This window comes from Candidatus Binatia bacterium (assembly GCA_029243485.1).
Lineage (GTDB): Bacteria > Desulfobacterota > Binatia > UBA12015 > UBA12015 > VGTG01.
Genome location: JAQWRY010000088.1, coordinates 278,416 through 300,761 on the forward strand (window position 1 = coordinate 278,416; position 22,346 = coordinate 300,761).

13 protein-coding genes are annotated in these 22,346 nt (G+C 67.2%); 4 read left to right on the forward strand and 9 right to left on the reverse strand.

The genetic code is table 11. The annotated features are described in order from the left end of the window. Nucleotides 1-50: 50 nt before the first annotated feature. Nucleotides 51-209, forward strand: a complete 159-nt coding sequence (locus P8R42_29700; protein MDG2308776.1) for a hypothetical protein — start codon at nucleotides 51-53, stop codon at nucleotides 207-209. Nucleotides 210-245: 36 nt separating this feature from the next. Continuing rightward, complete coding sequence (locus P8R42_29705) at nucleotides 246-1,727, forward strand: sulfatase (GenBank protein MDG2308777.1); 1,482 nt, start codon at nucleotides 246-248, stop codon at nucleotides 1,725-1,727. Here P8R42_29705 and pbpC read toward each other — a convergent pair. From pbpC to P8R42_29720, 3 genes are all read right to left on the reverse strand, one after another. Next, nucleotides 1,721-3,874 carry a penicillin-binding protein 1C gene (gene pbpC / locus P8R42_29710; GenBank protein MDG2308778.1) on the reverse strand — a complete coding sequence of 718 codons (2,154 nt, stop codon included), beginning with the start codon at nucleotides 3,872-3,874 and terminating at the stop codon, nucleotides 1,721-1,723. The genes P8R42_29705 and pbpC overlap by 7 nt on opposite strands. Further along, complete coding sequence (locus P8R42_29715) at nucleotides 3,871-9,612, reverse strand: MG2 domain-containing protein (GenBank protein MDG2308779.1); 5,742 nt, start codon at nucleotides 9,610-9,612, stop codon at nucleotides 3,871-3,873. The genes pbpC and P8R42_29715 overlap by 4 nt, the downstream gene beginning before the upstream one ends. A gap of 82 nt (nucleotides 9,613-9,694) precedes the next feature. After that, on the reverse strand, nucleotides 9,695-11,824 hold the full coding sequence (locus P8R42_29720) for a sulfatase (protein ID MDG2308780.1): 2,130 nt from the start codon (nucleotides 11,822-11,824) through the stop codon (nucleotides 9,695-9,697). 132 nt (nucleotides 11,825-11,956) lie between these two features. Here P8R42_29720 and P8R42_29725 point away from each other — a divergent pair, with 132 nt between their 5' ends. Together P8R42_29725 and P8R42_29730 are read left to right on the forward strand one after the other, a co-directional pair. After that, nucleotides 11,957-13,141 carry an MFS transporter gene (locus P8R42_29725; GenBank protein ID MDG2308781.1) on the forward strand — a complete coding sequence of 395 codons (1,185 nt, stop codon included), beginning with the start codon at nucleotides 11,957-11,959 and terminating at the stop codon, nucleotides 13,139-13,141. A 231-nt stretch (nucleotides 13,142-13,372) separates the two neighbouring features. Continuing rightward, the gene (locus P8R42_29730; GenBank protein ID MDG2308782.1) at nucleotides 13,373-14,854 is read left to right on the forward strand and encodes a PQQ-dependent sugar dehydrogenase; all 1,482 of its coding nucleotides are present in this window, start codon (nucleotides 13,373-13,375) and stop codon (nucleotides 14,852-14,854) included. Nucleotides 14,855-14,879: 25 nt separating this feature from the next. Here the strand turns inward: P8R42_29730 and P8R42_29735 are convergent, their stop codons facing one another. The 6 genes from P8R42_29735 to P8R42_29760 form a co-directional block, all read right to left on the reverse strand. Then, nucleotides 14,880-15,689 (reverse strand): crotonase/enoyl-CoA hydratase family protein, encoded by an 810-nt coding sequence (locus P8R42_29735; GenBank protein MDG2308783.1) that lies wholly within the window; start codon nucleotides 15,687-15,689, stop codon nucleotides 14,880-14,882. Continuing rightward, nucleotides 15,686-15,985 (reverse strand): 4a-hydroxytetrahydrobiopterin dehydratase, encoded by a 300-nt coding sequence (locus P8R42_29740; protein ID MDG2308784.1) that lies wholly within the window; start codon nucleotides 15,983-15,985, stop codon nucleotides 15,686-15,688. Before P8R42_29740 ends, P8R42_29735 begins: the two co-directional genes overlap by 4 nt. 3 nt (nucleotides 15,986-15,988) lie before the next feature. Then, nucleotides 15,989-17,749 carry an EAL domain-containing protein gene (locus tag P8R42_29745; GenBank protein MDG2308785.1) on the reverse strand — a complete coding sequence of 587 codons (1,761 nt, stop codon included), beginning with the start codon at nucleotides 17,747-17,749 and terminating at the stop codon, nucleotides 15,989-15,991. 211 nt (nucleotides 17,750-17,960) lie between these two features. After that, nucleotides 17,961-20,021, reverse strand: a complete 2,061-nt coding sequence (locus tag P8R42_29750) for a TonB-dependent receptor (protein ID MDG2308786.1) — start codon at nucleotides 20,019-20,021, stop codon at nucleotides 17,961-17,963. A gap of 24 nt (nucleotides 20,022-20,045) precedes the next feature. Then, nucleotides 20,046-20,561, reverse strand: coding sequence for a hypothetical protein (locus tag P8R42_29755; GenBank protein ID MDG2308787.1), 516 nt, complete (start codon nucleotides 20,559-20,561; stop codon nucleotides 20,046-20,048). Between the two features lie 430 nt (nucleotides 20,562-20,991). Next, on the reverse strand, nucleotides 20,992-22,341 hold the full coding sequence (locus tag P8R42_29760) for a chloride channel protein (protein MDG2308788.1): 1,350 nt from the start codon (nucleotides 22,339-22,341) through the stop codon (nucleotides 20,992-20,994). Between the last annotated feature and the right edge of the window lie 5 nt (nucleotides 22,342-22,346).

The following is a 22,346-nucleotide window of genomic DNA, read 5'->3' on the forward strand; positions in this document are numbered from 1 at the left end:
CGCAGAAAGTGACTTTTCCGGCCCGCCCCGTTTGAGGCACCCTCGAAGCCATGGATCCTTCCAGCAAGGCCGATCTACTGCGTGCCCTGGCGCTGTTGCCGTTGCTGGTCTTCATGCCGCTGGTCATGGCGACCCTGCTCACACCGGTGCGGGTCCTGGTGGAGCGTCGGGTCGATCGGAAGGTCCGGGACCGCCGATCCGATCCGTGAGTTGAGTTTCGCGGTTCGCATGACATCGTTCGCGAGATGATCCTCGCGACGCGTCTCCTGTTATCTTGTCTGGTTGCGGTGTGGATCGCTGGTTGTGCGGCTCCTCCGGAACCCGAGCAGCCGGCCGCGGCCGCTCCGCTGGAGGCGGCCTCCTCGAAGTCCGAGTCTGCGCCGGAATCTGCGGCGCCGCCGGCGCCACCGCTGGAGCCCGTGTCGGGCGAGCCGGAGCCGGAGCTGGAGCGCCCGCCCAACATCCTCCTCATCACGATTGACACCCAGCGAGCCGACTCGTTCGGCATGTACGGCAATCCGGGGGGCCATACGCCCCACATCGATGCGCTGGCCGAGCGCGGGGTGGTCTTCGATCGGGCGACCGCTCCGATCGGCACGACCTTCCCGTCGCATGCGACGCTCCTGACCGGGCTCTATCCCCGTCGTCACGGGCTTCGCTACAACGGCGACACGCTCGAGGAAGAGATGGTGACGCTCACCGAGATCCTCCGGGAGAACGGTTGGGACACGATGGCGCTCGTGACCTACGGCTCGATGGTCAGCCGAGGCGGACTTGGACAGGGCTTCGTACGGACGAGCCACGAGAAGAACGGCGAGCGGAGTATATCGGCTGCCGCCAGCCGGGTCGGAACCATGGCGCGCGGACTTTTGAAGCGTCGTCGACCGTTTCCGTTCTTCATGTGGGTGCACTACTTCCAGCCGCATTCGCCGTACGAGTTGACGCCGTACGCCGAAGAGCAGCTCGCGGGCTACGACGGGCCGCTGGCGAAGGGTGCAACGGTCGAGGAGTTCTATGCGCTCGGCAAGAAAAAGTGGCGGGATGAGGACCGTGCAGCTCTCCGTGTCCTGTACGACGGTGAGACGCGGTCGGCCGACGCGGCGGTTGGAAGTATCCTCGAGACGCTGGAGCAGGCGGGGCACGCCGAGCGAACCATCGTCGTGGTGACGTCCGATCACGGCCAGCTGCTCGGCGAGCATCGGGCTGTGGGACACGGGGCTCGGCTCTGGGAGCCGGTTTTGCATGTGCCCCTGGTGATCTTCGACCCGCGCCGTCCGGATGCACGCCGCGTTTCCTCTCGAGTAGGCCTGGTCGACGTGACCCCGACGTTGCTCGAGATGGTGGGCCTTCCAGCCCCCGAGGGAATCGACGGCCGCAGTCTCGTCCCGGGGCTGCGGGGCGAAAAACTCGAGGAGAGGCCGTACTACAGCGAAGTGCGGGGTCTGAAGAACGGGAAGTCGAAGCGGGATCCGAACGCTCTGGCCGTTTATCTCGGCGACCGGAAGCTCGTTGTCCGCAAGGGCAAGTCGAGGCACTACGATCTCGCGGAGGACCCGTCGGAGCGCTCACCGATCCGCGATGTCGCCGAGGATCCGCAGGCGCAGAAGCTCGCAGAGCTCGCAGCCGCCTACGGCGCGCCGGGAGACGCGACTGGGGGGCAAGTGGCGCCCAAGGACCTGGCGCCGCACGTGCGCGAGGAACTGCGCGCCCTGGGCTACGTTCAGTAGCGATTCGGGGAGCGCTGCACGTTACCGCGAACGCGGAAGCGCACCCGGTCGACGGCTGCACCGGCGTCGTCTTCGAGCACCAGCTGATGTCGGCCGGGGCGTGGGCGCCAGAGCCGCGGTTCGGTCGCCGGACCGAGACGTTCTCCGTCGAGCCTCCACGTGAGGTCGTCGCCGGCCGGGGACGCGACCAGCGCGACCTGCTGACGATCGTCGGGAATGTCGGGATCCAGCACCAGGATCGCGCCGTCGACGGGCGACACGATCTGGGACGGAGGTGCGGCCGCAACGATGCGTAGCCCCGGGGGTTGGGTGCCTTCGAGGAACCACTCCTGCGCGGTCCGGCCGTCGGGGAACGCGACCGGAAGACGGACGACCCCCGGCGGCGCCGGCGGTGGTTGGCTGGCGCTCGAGCGGTGCAGGTACGACATCACCTGCAGCCACGTGGGTGCGGCACCGGTGATGCCGCTCACATCGTGCATGGGCTCACCTGAATGGTTCCCCACCCATACGGCGACGGTGTAGTCGCTCGAGAATCCGACGCACCAGTTGTCGCGCATCTCTTTGCTGGTCCCCGTCTTCACAGCGGTCCAGAAACGGGTGGCGAGGGCGTTCTCGAGGCCGAACGTGGTGCTGCGGGCTTCGCGGTCTGACAGAATCTGCCCGATGACGAAGCTACTGGCGGGCGAGTAGACCGGCCGGGGTGGGGTTGTGGTGTCTTCTTGTGTGAATCGAATCCCCGTGTGCACGCCCGCGCGCGCGAGTGTGCGGTAGGCGTTCGCCAGTTCGAGCAAGCTCACCTCGGCCGTTCCCAGAGTCAGCGATGGTCCGTAGTGGTCGCCGGTCGTGACCAGGCCGGTGATCCCAAGCGCGAGCAGGCGATCGACGAACGCCGGCTCGCCCACGAGGCGCTGCGTCCGAACGGCCGGGATGTTCAGCGAGGACGCGAGCGCGGTGCGCAGAGAGACGTCTCCCCGGAAGCTCCCGTCGTAGTTTCGCGGCCGGTAGACGGCGCCGGTGAGGGCGACCTCGAGCGGGCTGTCGTCGAGCAGAGACGCCGCGGTGAGAAGGCGCCGTTCGAGAGCGAGGGCATACAGGAACGGCTTCAGTGTCGATCCGGCCTGACGTCGCGCACGGATTGCGTCGACGTGCGGGGAGGTCGCGTGGGGCCCGCTGCTCGCGACGTAGGCGAGCACGTCGCCGCTCTCGTTGTCGAGGACCAGGACCGCGCCGTCGCGAACATTGCGGGATCGGACCGCTGCCAGTTCCCGCTCCAGCGCCGCGGTCGCCCTCGCCTGGAGGTCGGCGTCGAGCGTCGAGCGAATCGTGGCCCGGTCGGGGTTCGTGACGAACAGCCGGCGCGCGAGATGGGGTGCAAGCCGCGTCGTCGGGGGGCGCCGGTTGGGCGGTGCGAAGATCGCATCGGTCGCTCTGGCCAGCTGGTCTTCCTCGAGACTTTCTTCGTTGAGGCGGCGTGCCCGCTCCGTGACGACGTCGGGTGGCGCGGACGGCGCGCGGAGGAGTGCGGCAAGGAGTGCCGCCTCTGCGTTGTCGAGACCATGCGGTGACTTGGCGAGCAGCACCCCGGCCGCGGCGGTCACTCCCTCGACTTCGCCGCGAAACGGCACGAGGTTCAGGTACGCCTCGAGGATCTGCTCCTTGCGCCACGTTCGTTCAAGCTCGATCGCGGCGCGGATCTGGCGCGCCTTCTGTTCCCAGGTCCGGCCGCCGGCCCCCGCACGGAGTCGCGGGTCGAGCAGCGCCGTGAGCTGCATGCTGATCGTACTCCCACCGCGTCGGGTGGACGTCGTGGTGCGCTGCCACGCGGCGGCGGCGAGCGCGCGTACGTCGACGCCGGGATGCTCGTGAAAGCGTCGATCTTCCGATCGAAGCACGGCGTCCACGAGGGCGGGGGAGATCTCGCCGAGCGGCGTCCACGGCAGGACGCGCCGAGTCGGATCGATGCGGATCTCGTGGAGAAGCCGACCGTCGCGCGCTTCCAGCCGTGTGTCGGATGGCCGATGCGCGGCGCGGACGTCCTGATATGTCGGGGCGTGCCACTCTAGTTCGCCCCAGCCCGACACGCCGATGGCGACGAGGGTGCCGATCGCCACCGCGAGTGGAGCGAACCGACGGAGCTGCGTCGTCATCGCTCCACGTGCACCAGAGCCTGCGGCAACTCCGCGTAGGCTTCGGGAGAGTACATGGCCTCGACGCGCGTCGGCGGCGAGTGGAAGTCGCCAGCTTGGTTCAGGCGGATCCGATACTCGAGAGCGAATTTTCCGGGGAGAATCCGTTCGTAGTACGCCCGGTAGCCTTCGAAACTGCGCTCGACGAAGGCGGGCACAGCGTCCCCCGAGCTGTCGTCGGCCTCGACCAACTTCGAATCGGTGTCGAAGCCGCGCCCAAGGAAGGAGACGCCGGCGGGGACCGGATCTTCGACCACGACCCAGCCGTGCCCGGATGCGGCCTCGACCTCGAGCTTCACGGTGAGGATGTCGCCGACCCGAAGCGTACCGTCGGCGCGCGGTTGCGCCGGGGTCACGGTTCGACGGATCCAGAAGCCGCTTCCAGACGGTTCGGTGAGCGGCACGGCAGCGCGGGTTCGCGTGAGAATCCAAGGGCGGCCGTGTCCCTGATGCTGCACGCTCAACTCCGAAGCCGTCGCGGGCCACGCAAAGGAGAGGGATTCGCCCTCGGGGTGGCGGATCCAATCGATCTGCTGTGCGTGGCCGGCCAGGGCGGCCACGGTCGTGCCGTCGACGGGCTCCGGTTCGAACTCGCGGGAGAAGCGGGCGACTGCGAGCGCCCCCCACGCGTTCGCGACGGTGGTCGACCACGCGCCCTTTTCTTGCAGGCCGATGGCACCGCGCATGAGCCGCGGCAGGTCGTCCCGCCATACGTCGGCCTGTAGGAGGAGGAGCACCAGACGCAGGGCATCCGTGTCCTCGTTCGCGAGAAGCCACCATGCACTCTCGGCGCTGCCGGTGGACAGGCTGAGGGTGGTGCCCTGTTCGAAGACCCGAGCCCGGACGATCTTCTCGACCGCGGCGAGCTTCTGTTTGCGACCCGGAAGATCGGGGAGCGCGCGCAGCACGTTCCACCAATCGAGGACGGAGGTCGTGGGCCAGAGCTCAGGCTCGATGGTCAGACTCTCGAGCAACTCCGGACGCGCACGTCCGACTTGGGCGAGTGTGCTCAGTACGGCGAGTTTGCGCAGCCCGAGAGCGCCGCCACTCGCATCGGTGTGTGCGGTCTTCCCCTGGATGAAGCGGATCAACGCGGACTCCATGCGTTCCTGGAGGTCCGAGGGCAACGGTCGTTCCGCGAGGTGTGCGATCTCGAGGACGTAGGCCGTCAGAACGGGGCTGCCGCGGTCCATCGTCGGGAAGAACTTGAGGAGACCTTCGCGGTCGACGTAGGACGACAGGCCCTGGATGATCGTTGACCATTGCGCATCGTCGTCGAGGACGATGGCGCGAGAGACCTGTTGTTCCAGGCAGGTGTAGGGGTAGTCGCGCATCCAACCGCGCACGCCGGCGAGGCCGTCGGCGAGCGAGCCGGCGAGTGCGACCACGACGCCGCCCTTGTCCGTCAGCGCATCCGCCGGGCGCGCGACCGGGAGCATCGTCGGGCCCGGCGGGGCCCACTGTTCCAGGCTCGCCTGAAGCGTCTGCACCGGGACGGCGGGTTTCACCTTCTGCGAGACACGCAGTCGATCCGTGGCTTCGCCGTGGGTGTCCCGCGCCTGTACCTCCCACTCGAGTCGGTCGATCTCGTGTGGGACCTGGGTATGCCAGCCGAGCGCTCGCGCCTCACCGGCGGCCAGCCGCACGTCGAGCGGCGGAAGCGTGGCGCCCAGGCCGTCTGCTCGAACGGTGAGCTGGACGTCGATCGTTCGGTTTGTGGTGTTTCGTACCGTGAACTCCGACCACAGACTGTCCCCGCCGCGCACGACCGGCGGGAGGCCGGAGAAGATCATCAACTCCTGGGTCGCCTGGATCGTCGTGCGCCCGGTGCCGAAGCGCCCGGCGCCGCCCGTTGCGATCGCGACGATGCGGAAGGAGGTGAGGGAGTCGTTCAGCGGGATTGAGACCTTCGCGTCGCCGTTCTCGTCGAGCGCGACGCGGCCCTTCCACACAAGGAGGGTGTCGAAGAGTTCGCGCGTCGGCTTGCGGCCCCCGCCACCGCCTTGGGGGATCGCCTTTCGGCCGAAGTGTCTCTTGCCGACGACCTGCATCTGCGCGGTGGACGTCGAGACGCTCTCGGGTCGGTCCCCCATCATCGCGCGAAGGAGGTTCCAGGATCGGTTGGGGACGAGGTCGAGCAGGCCGGCGTCGACCGCGGCAATCGCGATCTCGCTGCCAGCGGGTGGTGCGTTGCCGGACTTGTCGCGCACTTCGACCGTGACTTCGGCGTTCTCGCGGACCTTGTAGACGCTCCGATCCGCGGTGACGGCGACGTCGAGCTCGTGCGTGCGCCACCCGACTTCGATCTCGGCGAGGCCGAGTCGATATGCCGGTTTTCCGAGGTCCACGAGGGCGGTGGGTTGCGGCTCCGTCACGCGCCCGCGCACCGCCAGGACCGACACGTAGGCGTTGGGAGCGAGCCGGCCCGAGATGGGCAGTTCGATCACCGGGTCGATCCCTTCGAGTGTCTCCACTGAAGCTTCGATCACCCCTTCGCGCTCGACCGTCACCAGCGCGAGCGCGCGCGGGAAGGGCATCCGTACCTGCAGACGAGCGGTCTCGCCGGGCTCGTAGCGGTGCTTTTCCGGGATCAGCTCCATGCGATCCGTGTCGGACGGGCGGAACCATTGGTCCTCCTCGCCGGAGATCCACACGGATTGATGCGTCGTCGAAACGCGCCCCTCGGAATCGGTCGTGCTCGCCTGGATCACCAGCTCGCCCTTGGCCGGCGGGCGCCTTCGGCAGGCCAGGCGACCGTTTTTGTCGGTCTGTCCGCTGCAGACAGTGTGCGCGAAGGTGGTCTCCTCCACGGATTCGTAGGAGTAGAACCCGCCGACGACGCGTTTGCGGCTGGTGAAGTTCCGGCGGGTGAACGCCTTCACCTCGACCGCGGCGCCGGAGACGGGAACGCCGGCGGGATCGATCACCGCCGTCTCGATGACGATGCGTCCAGTGGACCCGACCCAGTCGTCGACCTTCAGGCCGATTGCGTGGGCGGCGGGCCAGAGGGCGACGCTGGCGGCAGTCGTTTGCGTTTCGCCGTTGGGGTCGCGGTACTCGACCTCTGCGGTGAGCTGTCGCGGCCGGCCGCCCTGCGGGAGGTTCGTGATCCACGCGCGCGCCGTGCCTTCGGCGTCGAGTTCGACTTCCTGGCGTTCGTGGATCTTGGGCGCTGTCGGCTCGTTTCGCTGATATGTCGGTTGGCGGTCGATGCCGGGCTCGACGGGGCCGTTCCCGAAGGTGAGGCCTTCGAACACGGCGGGCGCGTCGATCGACCCGGGCGAGATCTGCGAGCGGAGAAGCACTGCGGTGTTTCCGGCACCGCCGCCGGCGAGGTAGCGCAGGGCGATGTCCACCGGAACGACGGGCACGCCGACCTGCGACTCCGGGGGCAGCTTCACCACTGCGTGCATCAGGGGGACTCGGAATTCTTCGACGCGGAACGAGCCGGATTGTCCCCGCAGTTCGGGTGGGCCCGGGTCGTACACCCGCAAGTCGCCGTCCTCCTCCTCTTCGCCTCCCGGCGCGGCTTTGCTCGTCTCCTCTTCGGTTGGCGGAGGGTGCTCGAGGAAGACGTCGTATTCGCCGAGTTTCGCAGATGGAGGGATCGCCCAGGTCGTGAGCGCGCTTCCGTCGGCTGTCCACTCGATGGGGAGTTCGACTTTGGCATCACTGCCGACGTGGCGGATCGACACGAGGCCTGGGAGTGCGTCCGGCTTCGCGAGCGCGAACCCGTCTCCGGTCTCCATGCGGACGATGTGCTTCATGTGCACCGTGTCGCCTGCGCGCAGGAGCGTGCGTCCGAAGACGGTGTGCAGGCCGGCGGGTCGACCCCACGCGAACGAGTAGATGCCGAACCGCCAGGGCTCGATACCGTCGTCCCACGCGGAGAACACGAAGCTCAGATCTTCGCCGCGCCGGGCGGTGACGAAGACGCCGTGGTCGATCCCGTCGAGCGCCTGGTTGTTGCCGCGCCAGCCGCGCCAGGGATCGCTCCAGTCCTCGTTCTGCACGCTGCAACTCGCGATGTCATCGGGGGCGGGGAGCGCGTCGAGCCTTGCGATGCCGTTCGCGTCGGTCGTGCCGGTCGCGAGGACTTTGCCGGTGCAGTCGTACGCCCGGATCTCGGTCTCGGCGGCGGGCGCTCCCTGGTCGAGTGTCGTCACCCAGACCAGGGACCCCTCGATGCCGTGTTTGAGGTGAACCGCGAGGTTCGTGACGAGCGCGGCCGCGGAGACGTACATTGGTTTCGGCTTGCCGAGCAGGACGCGTCCGAGAGGCTTGCTCTCGATCTCGACCACGTACAGGCCGGGCTTCGAGAGGGGGATTCCGAGGACTTCCGTCTCGTCGGGCTTCCCCGGGATGGGCAAGGCGAGCTTCCGTCGCTCGGACGAGGCTTCGTCCTTCTTGTCCGCCGGCGGGAAGACGGACCGGTCTCGTCGCGCCGCTCGGATGCGCCGGAGCCATGGGAGGACGTCGTCGACGTCGTCGGCACCAACCCGAGCGACCTTGCCGTCGAGCGTCTTGGTGGTGGCGAGGATCTGGCCGTGCAGTTCGGGCCCGAGGCTCCGGACGGTGACGGGCAGAGCGGGCGAGGCGTTCGCTTCGAGGAGGCCGAAGCGTGCGGCGAACTTGGCAAGCGGTGGGTAGGGCCCGGTCTCAACGGAGAGCGGGAACTGCGCGGCGTTCTCGAGTGCGCGGCCGCCTTCGTCGCGGAGGTCGTCGGGCAGCCGGAGTTCGAGGGTCGTCCCGGGAGGCAGGTGCTCGCTGAAGCGGATGCCGCTCGTGCTCGCGCCGTCGCCGAGCCAACGCTCGGCCTGGGCTGTGAAGTCGGACGCGGGATCCACGAGGGTCGCGGTTTGAGCGACCTCCCACGAGACCGGTTCCGAAAAGCGGATCCGGACCTGCCCGAGCGGGACGCATGGCCCCTGCGCCTTCTCTCGCTGGCACGTGAAGGTCGCATGGAACGCCTTGCGGGCCTGGAAGGCGACCTTCTGGTCCTTCGCTCGCGCGAGACCGGTGGTCGCCTCGATCCCCTTGGCCCACACCAACTCGATCTTGGCCTCGGGGGGGAACGCCTGGCGCGCCTGCAGCACGACGATGGGCCCCGTGCGGGACTGCTCGGGAAGAGTGCGCAGGATGGCGCCCCGGTCGTCGCCGCGGATCAGTCGGACGCCGACGCGCTCGCCGATTCCGCTGACGGCGAAGTACGCGTGCTCTTCGACCGACTCGGGGACCGTCTCGGCATCGAGGCGGAGGAGGAACGCGGCATCCTCGGCGACGGTGCTGCCCCGGTACGGATCGGTAGACACGATGCGTGGGCCACCCGTCGAGAAGGAGAACTTCTTGCCCCCCCGGACCGAGTTGCCGGCGAGGGTTCGAAGCCCGTTGAGCAGGGTGAAATGGCATTCCAGTCCACCTGGGAGAGTGGATTCGAAGTCGAAGGTCCAGGTCCGGCTGTCGACCCAACGGGGTGTCCCCTGCGCCGGGCAGTTCACGTCGAACGGCTTCTCGATGACCCGGGGGTCGCCGAGCGGGACCATCGGTTCGGCGAAGCGGGCGGTGACCTGGCGGACGTCGGTGACGTCTCCGGTGGGCGAGAACGTCGGAGGTCCGATCGTGCGCTCGGCGCGAGCGGAAGTGCCGCAAAGGAGAAGTAGGCAACCGAGGGAAAGGAAGAACCGTCGCGAACGAAGCACGTCTCTGAGAACCTACTCTACGGCGCCCGGCGTGCGAAGCTTCGTTCGTCGTTTTGAATCGATTTCGTGCGAATACTTCGGCTCACTCGACGTATCCGAGCACGCGGAGCTTCTCGCGACGAGCCGGGTCGGCCTCGTCCCCGGCGACGAGCTCCTTCTCGGCCTCCTGGCCGGCGATGTCGCGGGTGGCCTCCTGCTTGTGACGCAGAACCTCGGCGTGCAGGGCTGCGAGCGCCGGGCTCGTGCCGGGCGCCAGAGGTTTCGCTTCCATCGGGTCCGCAGCCAGGTCGAAGCACTCTACCCAGTCCCCGTCGACGTCGCGAACCATGCATTTGGCGTCGGTCGAGCGGGCGACGTAGGTGCTCTTCATCTCGGTGCGCTTGCCGCGCGCCGTCTGCCCGAAGACGATCGTCCGATCCAGCGCGTCGCCTTCCAGAAGCGGGACGAGGCTCGTACCGTCGGTGGGCAGGGGGTTCCCGCCGGTAAACTCGATGATGGTCGGAACCAGATCGACCAGCGAGACGGGCGTGGCGATCTTCTCCCCGGCGGGAATATGGCCGGGCCAGCGGAGGAACAGCGGGACTTGCATGACCTCATCGAACAGCTGCATGTGGGCGGTGAAGCCGTGCTCCATGAACTCCTCGCCGTGGTCGGCGGTGATCAGCAGGAGCAGTTCGCCCGGCGGGGCGATCGAGGTGAGCTCCGTCACGAAGTCTGCGAGGAGACGGTCGAGGTGGACGATCTCGCGCTCGTAGAGGTCGCGGATGACCTCGGCATGGCTCGCCGGTGGCGCGGCCTCGCCCGCGAAACCCTCGGTGTAGTCGGGCGGCAGATACGGGGAGTGGACCTCGTAGGTGTGAACGAAGAGGAACAGCGGTTCGTCCGGCTGGGCCTTCGCCCAGTCGAGAGCGCGCCGGAAGGTCTCGGCAGCGTCTCCGGCGCCGTCCTCGATGTCTTTGTTCTCGGAGTAGTAGGAGAAGCCGCGTTGGAAGCCGGCTTCCGCTCGCAGCAGGGCGTTCTCGGTGAAGGCGGCCGTCTCGTATCCGGAATCGCGCATGGCGATCGCGAGGGTCGGAATCGCGTTGTCGAGCTTCAGATTCGACGCTCGTACGCGGTGATTGGCCGGATAGAGGCCCGTCATCATGCTCATATGGGAGCCGAGCGTGTTGGAAAACGTCGTGAATGCGTTTTCGAACAGCGTGCCCTCGTCGAGCATCTTCTCGAACAACGGGGTGGTCGGCCGATCGTGCCCGTAGGCGCTCATGCTCCGGGCGCGAAGGGTGTCGAGCGAGACGAGGACGACGTGGCGGGGTCGCTGCCGCTTCGTCTCCGGCCGCAAGATGGTCGGATCTCCCCAGACCGGAAGCGACGGGTTCGGATCGTTCTCCTTCTGCGGCAGGGTCTCGAAGAGGAGGTGAAACACCTCGCTCCCGAGGTCGGGCAGGGGGATCTCGACCGGTACCCACGTCTGCTGGTCCGGGTTGCGCGCCGGGTCGAGGACTTTCTCGAAGATCCGCTCCGGATCGACGCGGTTCTTGTGTACGACGCTCACCGAGAAAACGATCGGGGCCGAGTGGGGGATCCACGCGGCTTCCTCGATGCCGATCCACGTTCGCAACACGCTGCCGCCTTCGGGGAGCACGATCTCGTCTGTGAGGACCCCGCGGTTCGCCAGGTCGGGCATGAGCCGGGCCGCGAAGAAGTCTGCCGACGCGGCGGGGAGCCGCACGGTGAAGGGTTCGTCGCCACCGCGCCCGGGCCCATGCGTGAGGATCCGCATCTTCTCTTCTGGCGCGCGTTCTCGCTCGTCGCCAACCTCCGCGCTGGGTTCCTCCGCGGGAGGCAGGCTGGTTTCGACGATGGCCCATCGCGGGCCGGCGACCTGGATCGGGAGAGTAAGGTCGCACTCGACCAAGTCCTCTTCTCCCTCGACCGGCGTGCAGCTGGGTTGGAAGAGAAACGGGTGAGAGCCGGTGAGCGTCGGGCGGATCACACCGTCGATCGTGATGTACTGCCCCAGGTTCACGGAGGGGAGTCCGCCGGTCATGTAGCGGGTCCCGACGAGCCGAATCGCCGGGACCAAGTTGGTCTCCGTCGCGCCGGAGCCCTCGGTACCGGACTGCTGGCACCCGGTCAGGCCCATCAGCGCCGCGACGGCGGCGAGGAGCAGGGTGGTCGAGGCGTTCCGTCGTATCGAGTAGGCGTCGATCATCGCGGGGCGACACGCCGAAAGCCGCGTGCGAAGCGGCCACCGGGCGTTCGGTCAGGGTAGCCGGGCGCTCCGAGGCGTTGCAACTGGATGGCGTCACGAGCGTATAAGGATCCTCGGGACGGGGTGGAGAGGATGACGGTCGGGCGAAAGCTGTGGTGGGTCTCGGTGCTCTATTTCGCCGAGGGCTTCCCGTTCGGGATCGCGATCGACAATCTCCCCGTCTACTTCCGCGTGCACGGCGTTTCCCTCGCCGACATCGGCCTCATGAGCCTTCTCGGCGCACCGTGGACGCTGAAGGTGTTCTGGGCGCCGCTGGTCGATCGCTACGGGGAGCGGCGTCACTGGATTGCGGCGTCCCTTGCGTCGATGGCTGCCCTGCTCGCGGTTCTGCCCCTTCTCGACCCGGCGACTCCCGGCTTTTGGACCTGGGGACTCCTGCTCTTGTTCACCACCGCGTCGGCGACGCAGGACATCGCGATCGATGCCTATACGATCGGCCTGCTCGCACCGGGCGAAGAGGGCGTGGCCAACGGCGTCCGAGTCTCGGCCTATCGCGTCGCGCTCGTGGCTTCAGGCGGGGGCCTCGTGATTTTCGCCGGGACCGCGGGTTGGCCGGCCGTCTTCTGGCTCGCCTCCGGGCTTCTCCTCACCATGGCGGTCGCGGCGTGGTTCACGCCGCCGGTCGTCGTCGCGGCGAAGGGAGAGCCGCGTGAGTGGCTCGCGCCTCTGCGCGACTGGCTCGCCCGTCCCGGAGCCGTTGCGGTTCTCGGGTTCGTGTTGATCTACAAGCTCGGAGACGCGGCGATGGCGCCGATGGTGAAGCCGTTCTGGCTCGACCGAGGTCTGTCCGTCGAGGAGATTGGGTTGGTGTCGACCTCGATCGGCGTGTTTGCGAGTCTGGCGGGCGCGATGCTCGGCGGCGTCTACACCTCCCGGGCGGGGATGTACCGTGCCCTTTGGGTCCTGGGATTCGCGCAGGCCGCGTCGAACCTCGGGTACGCCTCCGTCGCCGCCGCCGACGGCGGTCGGTACGCGATCTACGCGGCGTCCCTCCTCGAGAGCTTCACCGGCGGGCTCGGAACGGCCGCCTTCCTCTCGTTCCTCATGCACATCTGCGACAAGCGGCAGGCGGCTACGGAGTATGCCCTCCTGTCCGCTCTGTTCGGCTTCACGCGGTCGGTCGCCGGAGGCGTGAGCGGATTTGCGGCGGCCCGTCTCGGGTACGCCGAGTTCTTCGCCGTCACCTTCCTGCTTGCAATGCCGGCTTACGCGCTACTGCCCTGGGTGCGGAGTTGGATTCACGACGACCGTGACTGACGTGCTTGGTAGGGACATTCTTTAATCTCAACGGTTTGATTAATCGTCACTCTTGTCGCGCCTCGTCGGGGGTGGCCTCGATAGTTCGCCTTGGTCTTCTGCGGGCACGGGAGCTTTTCGTGATTTCGGCCGGGCGCGGGAGTCGCTGTCGAGCCAGTAGAGTTGCGGGGGGCACGACCCGTACCGGGCGCGGGTCGATCAACCGGTGGCGGAGTAGTATGCAGTCCGATCATGAGCGTTCGGAGTTGGGCGATGGTTGCGCTGGTCGCGCTTGGGATTGGGTTTTGGGCGTGCAGTCACGTCACGCTACCCGGTGGCTACGTGGTCAATTTCCCCCTGACCGGGGGTGGGGCGATCCCGGCGGAAGAGATCGGTCGTCTGCGGGTGCCCGGGGGCTTTGGCCTGACCGTCTTCGCCGAGGGTATCCCGAACGCTCGGATGCTGAAGTTCACGCCGGCGGGCGATCTGCTCGTCAGTGCCCCGCGTGAGGGCAGGGTCTTCCTGCTCGAGCGTGACGAGAACGGCGACGGCCGGGCGGAGGGCAAGCGGGTCTTGCTCGAAGACCTCGACCTTCCGCATGGCCTCGCCCTGCACGACGGGTGGCTCTACGTCGCGGAGACCGGAGCAGTCACGCGTGTGCGATTCGATGCCGAAACGCGGACGGTGACCGGCACGCCCGAAGTCGTCGTCGGCGATGTGCCGCCGGGCGGTCGCCACTGGACCCGCACGATCGGGATCGGCCCGGATGAGAAGCTGTACGTCTCGGTCGGTTCGAGCTGCAACGCCTGCATCGAAGAGGATGCCCGGCGCGCGGCGATCACACGCTACGATCTCGACGGGACGAACGAGCAGATCTACGCAACCGGTCTGCGCAACGCGGTGGGCTTCGCGTGGCAGCCGGCCACCGGGGCACTGTGGTCGACGGACAACAATCGGGATCTGCTCGGTGACGACTTTCCGCCGGGAGAGCTCGACGAGATCGTCGAGGGCGGGTTCTACGGCTGGCCGTTCGCGAACGGGGACCGGGTCCCCGATCCGGACTTCCTCGAGGGCTACGAGCGTGAGATAGCCGCCTCGATCCCTCCGGCGCACGACTTCGCGGCTCACACGGCACCGCTCGGGATCACGTTCTACGACGGAGAGGCGTTCCCCGAACACTACCGAGGCGCGGCGTTCGTTGCGCTGCACGGGTCGTGGAATCGCTCGCGAAAGATCGGCTACGAAGTCGTCGCCGTGTTCTTTGGCGAGGACGACTTGCTGCGCGAGGAGTCGTTTCTCGCGGGTCTCCTCGATGACGATGACGTTCTGGGGCGCCCGGTCGACGTGGCAGTCGGACCGGACGGGGCGCTCTTCGTTTCGGACGACTTCAGTGGTCAGATCTACCGCGTGGCCTACGGGGAGACGCCGCGGGCGGCGGTTGTGCCCGCCGCGCCGATCGCGTCCGGTGTCGATCCGCTCGCAGGCGTCGGCCCCGGTGAGCTCCGCGAGGCGCAGGCCGCGGGGGCCTCACTCTGGAAGGATGCCGACTGCGCAGCATGCCACGGTCCGGACCGGACCGAAGGGCACCGCTCCCTCGCAGACCTGAAGGCGCGATACACGATCGACTCGCTGATGCGCTTTCTCGCTGCGCCGCAGCCGCCGATGCCGCTCTATCCGTTGGACGAAGACCAGCGGCGCGAGCTGTCGATCTATCTCTTCGGCCGGTTCTCGTAGGGCCCGGCTGGGGGCCGTGCCGCAGCTACTCCGGGTCGGCGTACGAGGCGGGACGTTTCTCCATGTTCGACATCACCGACTCGACCTGGTTCGGCGTGCCGAGGAGCTTGCCTTGAATCGCCGCCTCGAGGCCGAGCGATTCTTCTGCCGACGTTTCCATGCCCTCGGAGAACAGCTTCTTGCCGGACCGGATCGCGTGCGGGGACTTCGTTGCGATCTCTCGGGCTAGCGCGAGCGCATCTTCGAGCGGGTTCTCGCTCACCCGCGTGACGATCCCGAGCGCCTGAGCCTCGTTGCCGCTCACGACGCGCCCGGTGAACGTGAGCTCCTTCAGGACGTCGAGCCGGATGACGCCGCGTGCGGTTTGCGTGATTCCCATGTCGGGGATCAGGCCCCATTTGATCTCGAGCACACTCAGTCGCGCGTCGGGGCGCGCGATTCGGATATCGGCGCCCAGGGCGATCTGAAAGCCGCCGCCGTAGGCGACTCCGTGCAGCGCGGCGATGACGGGGACCGGCATCGCCTTCCAGAGGTAGGCTACGGCCTGGAACATGTTCGCGGGTTTGCCGAGCTTCGGGGTGGGAACGTCGGACTCGGCGGCGCCATTGCCGCCGCCTGCCATGGCCTGGAACGATTGGAAGTCGAGGCCGGCGCAGAAGCCTTTGCCGTTGCCGGACAGAACGACCGCGCGCAGCGAGGTGTCCTCGGCGAGACTCAGGGCCGTGTTCGTGATCGACTTGAACATGTCGGTCGAGAGCGCGTTGTACTTTTCGGGGCGGTTCAAACGAACGTCGGCGACGCCTCCGTCGATTTCGACTGTGACGAGATCACTCATGATGCGTTCTCCGCGAGGCGGTTCGCCGCCGTTGCCAGCTCGAAGTCGAGCTCGGTGATGCCATTCGCATCGTGCGTCTGCAGCTCGATGACGACGCGATTGTAGACGTTGCTCCACTCCGGGTGGTGGTCGATCTTCTCGGCCACGAGAGCGAGGCTGCTCATGAATCCGAAGGCCTCGACGAAGCGCGCGAACTTGAACTCGCGCCGAAGCTTCCCGTCGATGAGGGACCAGCCCGGCACCGTGCCGAGGCGGTCCCGGATTTCTACGTCCGAGAGCTTCGTGGGGCGTCCCATGATTCATGCAACGTTAGCAGAGTGGTCTCGTGCCTCGCGAGTCGGCTCAGTGCAGCCACTCGGGGCGGTCGGACTCGTCACCCGACGACGCCTTTCCGCGGCCCACGTCGGGATGTCCTCCGGCGGACGAGGGGTCGACACGAGGTTCCCCTGGATCACGTCGCAGCCGCACTGCTGCAAGAAGGTCGCGTGTTTCTCGGTTTCGACACCCTCGCACGTGACGCCGAGCTCGAGTTCGCGCGCGAGCGCGATGATCGCTCGGGTGACGGCCGCGTTCTGTTGGTCGCTCGCCTGGCTTACGAACGAACGATCGATCTTCAGGGCATCGACCGGGAGATTCGTGAGGCGGCTCAGGCAGGAGTACCCGGTGCCGAAGTCGTCGATCGAGATTCGGAGGCCGAGCTGTTTCAGGCGTGAGAGCTTCTCGATCGTCGGTTGGTCGTGCTCGAGGAACAGAGCCTCTGTGATCTCGAGTTCGAGCAGTTTCGGATCGAGCCCGACTTCGCGCAGGGTGCGCTCGGTCACCGCGACGAACCCATTGCCGGTGAGCTGGCGAGGCGAGAGGTTCACGGCGATCCGGCCCAGATCGAGTCCTTCCTCGGCCCATTGCTGTCGCTGGAGGCAGGCCGTTCGGAGCGCCCACTCGCCGAGTGCGCCGATGATTCCGGACTTCTCGGCGGCGGGGATGAAGGCATTGGGCGGAACCAACCCGCGTTCGGGATGCTGCCAGCGCACGAGCGCCTCGAGGCCGACGATTCGGCCGGACGTGAGGCTCACCTGGGGTTGGTAGTGCAGGAGGAACTCGTCGTGCGCGAGCGCTCGATGGAGATCGTGCTCGAGAGCGAGCTGCTCGCGGATCCGCGCGCCCATGCTGGGCGTGTAGAAGGCCGCGGTGCCACCGCCCTGCCTCTTTGCCCGGTACATCGCGAAGTCCGCATTGCGCAGAAGGGAGGGTGCGTCGGCTCCGTCGAACGGGAAGACGGCGGCGCCGAGGCTGGCCGTGCTGAAGATTTCGTGCCCGCCGATGACTACGGGCTCGGCGATCGATTCCAGAAGTCGGTGCGCGAGCTTTCCTGCGTCGCGGGCTTCGTCGACGTTCTCCAGCAGGATGCCGAACTCGTCGCCACCGAGTCGCGCGATGACGTCGTACGGGCGTACGAACTTCCTCAGTTGATCCGCGACGTCGCGCAGCAGGAGGTCACCGACGTCGTGGCCTCTTGTGTCGTTCACTGCCTTGAACGAGTCCAGGTCGACGAGGAGGAGAGCGCCCGGCTGCTGGTTTCGCCCGCTCCGGGCGAGTGCCTGAGCGATGCGTTCGCGGAAGGCCGTTCGGTTCGCGAGGCCTGTGAGCGGATCGTGACGGGAGAGAAAGGCCAGCTGTTCGGCCGCCTGGGCGCGATTGATGGCGTACAGGATCGAGCGGGAGAGGAGCTCACTGGAGCGATCATCTTCCTCGATGTAGTCCTGCGCCCCGTGTTTCAGAGCGGCGGTGGCGGCCTTTTGTTGGCCGCGCGCGCAGAGCAGGACGATGGGCAGGAGGGGAGCCTGCGCCTTGATGTCGGTCAGGCCGGGGAGGTCTCCCGCGCCGGCCAGAGTCAACTCGAGAAGCGCCGCATCGAACGTCTCTCGCGAGAGACGCGCAACGGCTTCGGGGACGGACGCTTCATAGGTGACCGCGAAATCCTCACGATCGACCTCGCACAGGAGCGCCATGATGTGAGCCGCATCCGCGGGGTTGTCCTCGACGAGCAAAACCTTGATCATTGCGCTCCTGTGTTCTCGGCGACGGGCCGATCTCCTCTGGGAATCGGCTGATTCCGCGGGTGCCTTGAGCGGGAGATGCTCTATAGAGGGTGCGCCTACGCGGCGCCGATCACGACGGCGCCCACGGTCATCGCGACTCGTACCCCCATAGGCCGAGCATGAGCCTGCGTCGCGACCGAGTCTAAAAGGCCGCTGGAGCCCAGCGCCTCGCTCAGCCGAAGGACTGGGCGATTCGCACGCCGCCGTACACGTTGAAACTCGGCGCGGGCTCGTAGTAGCGCCCGCCGAACGCGTTTAGCCGCACCGTGCCGTCGTAGCGGGCGTTCGTCAGGTTCTGGAGCCCGACGAAGGGTTGCACGTCCCAGTCGCCGACCGTCGTGTCCCAGCCGAAGCGCACGTTCAAGAGTCCGTAGCCGGGCGTCGTGGCGGTGTTGGCATCGTCGACGAAGTAGCCGCCGACGAGGTAGGCCTCGAGCGCGGCGTGAAGGCCGCTGTCGTGGCCGTAGGCGAGCTCCTGGTAGACGAACCAGGGAGGGATGCCGGGCTCCCGGTTGCCGGCGAAGTCGCCGTCGTCGGTAGTGTAGTTGATGTACTTCGCGCGCATCGCGGTTCCGGATCCCGTCCAGACGAGGCCCTGCAGAAGCTCGCTGCGCCAGTCCACCTCGACGCCGTAGCGACGCGAACGGCCGGCGTTCCGGAACGCGACCCGGCCTGCCGGGGTCTCGAAGGGAATCAGCTCGTCGTCGATGTCGATCCGGTAGAGCGCGACGCCCATGTCGAGATGCGGTGGCCCGAATCGCAGCCCGAGCTCGTAGCTGCGGGCGGTCTGCGGTTGGATGTTGGGGTTGAAGCCCGGTCCGTCCGGATTCACGAGCTCGGTCGTCGTCGGCACCTGAAAGGCCGTCGAGACGTTTCCGAAGAGGCTCAGGGCCTCGGTTGGCGTGAACACGACCCCGCCGCTCGGGCTCCAGGCATCGAGTGTGCGGGAACCCGAGGCGTCGCTGTCCGGTGGCGTCTTCACGTCCACCGAGTAGTGGACGGTGTCGTATCGGACTCCGCCACTGACCTCGACGTCGGCTGTGAGCGAGACGGCCTCACGGAGATAGATCCCGGCGCCGGTGACCTCTTCGATCTGGTCGAGGCCGAGGGTGCCTTTTTGACCCTCTTCGTTGGCGAAGCGCTGTCGGTCGTCTCGCTGGTACTGGATGTCGGTGCCCACGGTGAGCGTCTGGTCCCAGCCGAGAACGGGGCGGTCGTAGGAGTATCGCAGGCCGCCGCCGGGGCTGATGCGGTCGAACTGGACGATGCCGTCGCCCTGGGCCGGTACGATGGGCAGCTTGGTGAAGAAGTCGCGGTACAGCGTGTACGCGTAAGCGTCGAGGCTGCCGGACTCGAGGTCGCGGTCGAGCACGGCGCCGAGGCGAATCTGGTCCACGGACTCGCCGGCGTCGAGAAGCACGTTCCGGTCGCGCGCCTGGCGGGGGTCTTGGTTGGCTTGTTCTCCGGTGAGGCCACCGGGATCGTCCGCCTTGGGCGCGTGTGCGCCGTCGAGGAGGACCTTCAGTTCCGTCTTCTCGTCGAGATCCCAGACGAGCCGGCCGATGAAGGCGGCGCTGCGTGCCCCGCTGTGATCCCGGTAGCCGTCGGTCTGGAGGTACGAAGCGGTCCCGATCCCGCCGAGGTTCCCGCGCTGTGCGCCGAATTGGCCGACGATCTTCGCCATCCCGTAAGACCCCCCAGTCGCGCTCAGGTTCACGCCGGGCTCCTCGGGCGGATCGTCCGTGATGACGTGAAGGACGCCACCCGCCGCGTTGCCGTACAGGGAAGCACCTGCGCCGCGCAGGACCTCGACCCGTTGGATTGTGGCGAGCTCGATCGTGTCGACCTGGGATTGGCCGTCGGGCAGCGTCTCGGGCAAGCCGTCGACCAGAACCTTCACCTCACGGATGCCGAACGCGGCGCGCGTCCCGAAGCCGCGTATCTGGACGCGGAAGTCCTGCGCGTAGTTGCCGCTGTTCTGCACGAAGACGCCCGGGATGCGGCGCAGCGGTTCTTCGAGCCCGACCGTCGGACGCGCCTTTCGGATGTCGTCTCCCTCGACAACGCTCATCGCCGCCGGGATCCGGTGAAGGGACTTCTTACTGCGCGTCCCCGTGACCACGATCGTATCTACGTGCTCGTCGGTGGTCGGGGGCGAGGACTCCGCGCCCGACCACAAAGGGGCCGCGGGTAGGAGGATCAGAGTCGCGAGGAGAAGTCGCAGGACAGGCACGTGGCCACTCGCTCTCGTATCCGGTCAGGCCATGGCGTGAATGCAGACGGAGATGAGTGTGCCGACGAGGCCGATTAGGCAGAGGCCGGCGCCCGGCATTGCGATCCACCAGAGCTCTTCTTTCGTCTGCTTCGGCTTTCCGCCCGCCGGTGCCTTGAACGCGGCGACCAGCCAGAAGGACGAGTAGATGAGCGATCCGGCGCCGAACGAGGTGGCGCTGATCTTCTCGAGGAGTCCCGGGGGGCCGAGCAACGCGAGCAGTAGGATGCACGCCAGCGCCGAGGTTCCGATGGCACCGCCGTGGATGTGGCCGCGAATGGCGTACTTCCAGGCCTTCGAGATGACGGCTTCGAGCTTAGCCGCGTCGCCGCCGTAGACCGTGTCGAGCACGGCCTTGCCGCTCTCCCGCATGATCGGCTTGAAGCCCGACTCGAGCGCGCCGAACAGCGCACCCAGGACGAACCCGAAAAAGATGCTCAGCAGGGAGAGGATGATCCCCGGGGCGAGCGGGAGGAGCTGCGTGTCGGCGAAATCGTTCATCGAGGCTCCTTCGGAGCGAAAGGAGGTAGCCTATCGACCGAGGGTCGTTTGGTGCAACTAGCGCACTAGAGTCGGCGCCAGGAGAAGCCGAGCAGTTTCCCGAACTGGAGCGTCGAAATCACCGGCTGGATGCCGACCGTCGTTTAGTCGAAGTAGATGCCACCCCGGATCGTACCGATGGCGTTGCCGATGCCCGAATCCCAGCGCGACCAGCAACTCGGCGGGAACGAAGAGGATGCAGGACGCGGGGATCGGGGTGTTCAGGACGAGGCTCCCGAGCACCACCAGGCCGCAGAAGCTCGTCACTGGATTGGTCAGCCGCAATGTCGTGCCGAAGTGATAGAATCGGCCAGAGCACGAGCAGTGAGGAGAAGGCGAGTGCCGTGTCGCGCTCGGGTTCGAAGTTGACGAGCCCGTAACGCATTCGCGGCTATTTCTTTGCCGGCTGCATCCCGGCGAGGAAACTCTCCGCGAGCGACTCGTACAGCGATGTCCGACAGATCAGGTGAGACATTTCGTACGCGAGCAGCGCGGCGAGCGCGAGGGGCAGGGCCATGTAGTGCGCACTGGTCATTTCAATCAGGATCACGAAGGCCGTGATCGGGCTCTGCACTACCCCGCTGAAGTAGGAGACCATCCACAGAAGGACGAGTGCCTGGGGGTCGATGTTCGGGAACAGCGGTTGCGTGATCTGTCCGAGCGCGGCGCCTGTCGTGAGGCTCGGATCGAAGAGTCCGCCTGGGATGCCCGAGAGCAGCGTGATGAAGTTGCCTGCCGCGACGACCGGCGCGAGGTAGATCGGGTAGGACTCTCCGTGGATCAGGATGCCCTCGGCGGCCGGGTATCCGCTCCCGTAGCTCAGCCCGCCGGAGACCAGCCCGATCACGCCGAGTCCGACGCCCAGCCCGAGGGCGACCAGGTGTGGGTGCTTCGCGCGCAACGGTGAGAGGAGGCGGTTCACGGAGACGACGCCCTGCGCGAAAGTGCCGCCGAGCAGTCCGCCGACGATCCCGATCACGGGCACGAGGAGCCATTCCTCGAGCGTCGCGAGGCCGACGTCGATCCGGCCGTAGAAGTAGTAGTCGCCGAGGAAGATCAGGTTCACGATGCACGCGACCACCGCCGTACGAACGATCGTGCCGGCGTTGTCCTTCTCGAAGGATCGTCCGATTTCCTCGAAAGCGAACACCGCCCCGGCGATCGGCGTGTTGAAGGCGGCAGCGATCCCCGCGGCGCCGCCGGCGAGGATGAGTCCGCGCTGGACGAGGTGATGCTGGAAGTTCGCGAAGCGCGTCGAGAGGTACATCAAGCACGCGGCGACGTGCACGGACGGGCCTTCGCGCCCGATCGTCGGACCGGCGAACAGCCCCATGACGAGGAGCAGCATCTTGCCGATCATGATCCGAACCGACAGGACCTTAGTGCGCTCCGGTCCGTCGGGGATCTTGAGCGCGGCGATGGTCTGCGGAATTCCGGTGCCGTCGGTCCCTGGGAAGACGCGGTCGCGCAGTGCGCAGATGATGACGAGCGAGATACTGACGACGCCTGCAGGGAGGAAGGGCGAGATGCCCGTCATCCACGCACGGCTCTCCTGGCTCAGTTGCTCGGTGTAGTTGAAGAGGTAGGCACCGAGCCCACTCGCCGCGGCCGCGGCCACCCACACCGCATGCCGTCGCATCGCGGCGACGGAAAATAGGTTCTGTCGCCAGCCTGCCCACCCCGGTTGCAGCCCGCGGGCTGCAACGGTGTCGTCCGTCCCCGTCTCCTCGTCTCCGGCCATGGCGC

Bases quoted from the DNA above. Each gene is read 5' to 3' on its own strand.
- P8R42_29760 (MDG2308788.1), bottom strand. From the start codon at position 22,341: ATGGCCGGAGACGAGGAGACGGGGACGGACGACACCGTTGCAGCCCGC.
- P8R42_29725 (MDG2308781.1), top strand. From the start codon at position 11,957: ATGACGGTCGGGCGAAAGCTGTGGTGGGTCTCGGTGCTCTATTTCGCC.
- P8R42_29700 (MDG2308776.1), top strand. From the start codon at position 51: ATGGATCCTTCCAGCAAGGCCGATCTACTGCGTGCCCTGGCGCTGTTG.
- P8R42_29735 (MDG2308783.1), bottom strand. From the start codon at position 15,689: ATGAGTGATCTCGTCACAGTCGAAATCGACGGAGGCGTCGCCGACGTT.
- P8R42_29720 (MDG2308780.1), bottom strand. From the start codon at position 11,824: ATGATCGACGCCTACTCGATACGACGGAACGCCTCGACCACCCTGCTC.
- pbpC (MDG2308778.1), bottom strand. From the start codon at position 3,874: ATGACGACGCAGCTCCGTCGGTTCGCTCCACTCGCGGTGGCGATCGGC.
- P8R42_29705 (MDG2308777.1), top strand. From the start codon at position 246: ATGATCCTCGCGACGCGTCTCCTGTTATCTTGTCTGGTTGCGGTGTGG.
- P8R42_29730 (MDG2308782.1), top strand. From the start codon at position 13,373: ATGAGCGTTCGGAGTTGGGCGATGGTTGCGCTGGTCGCGCTTGGGATT.
- P8R42_29740 (MDG2308784.1), bottom strand. From the start codon at position 15,985: ATGGGACGCCCCACGAAGCTCTCGGACGTAGAAATCCGGGACCGCCTC.
- P8R42_29745 (MDG2308785.1), bottom strand. From the start codon at position 17,749: ATGATCAAGGTTTTGCTCGTCGAGGACAACCCCGCGGATGCGGCTCAC.
- P8R42_29755 (MDG2308787.1), bottom strand. From the start codon at position 20,561: ATGAACGATTTCGCCGACACGCAGCTCCTCCCGCTCGCCCCGGGGATC.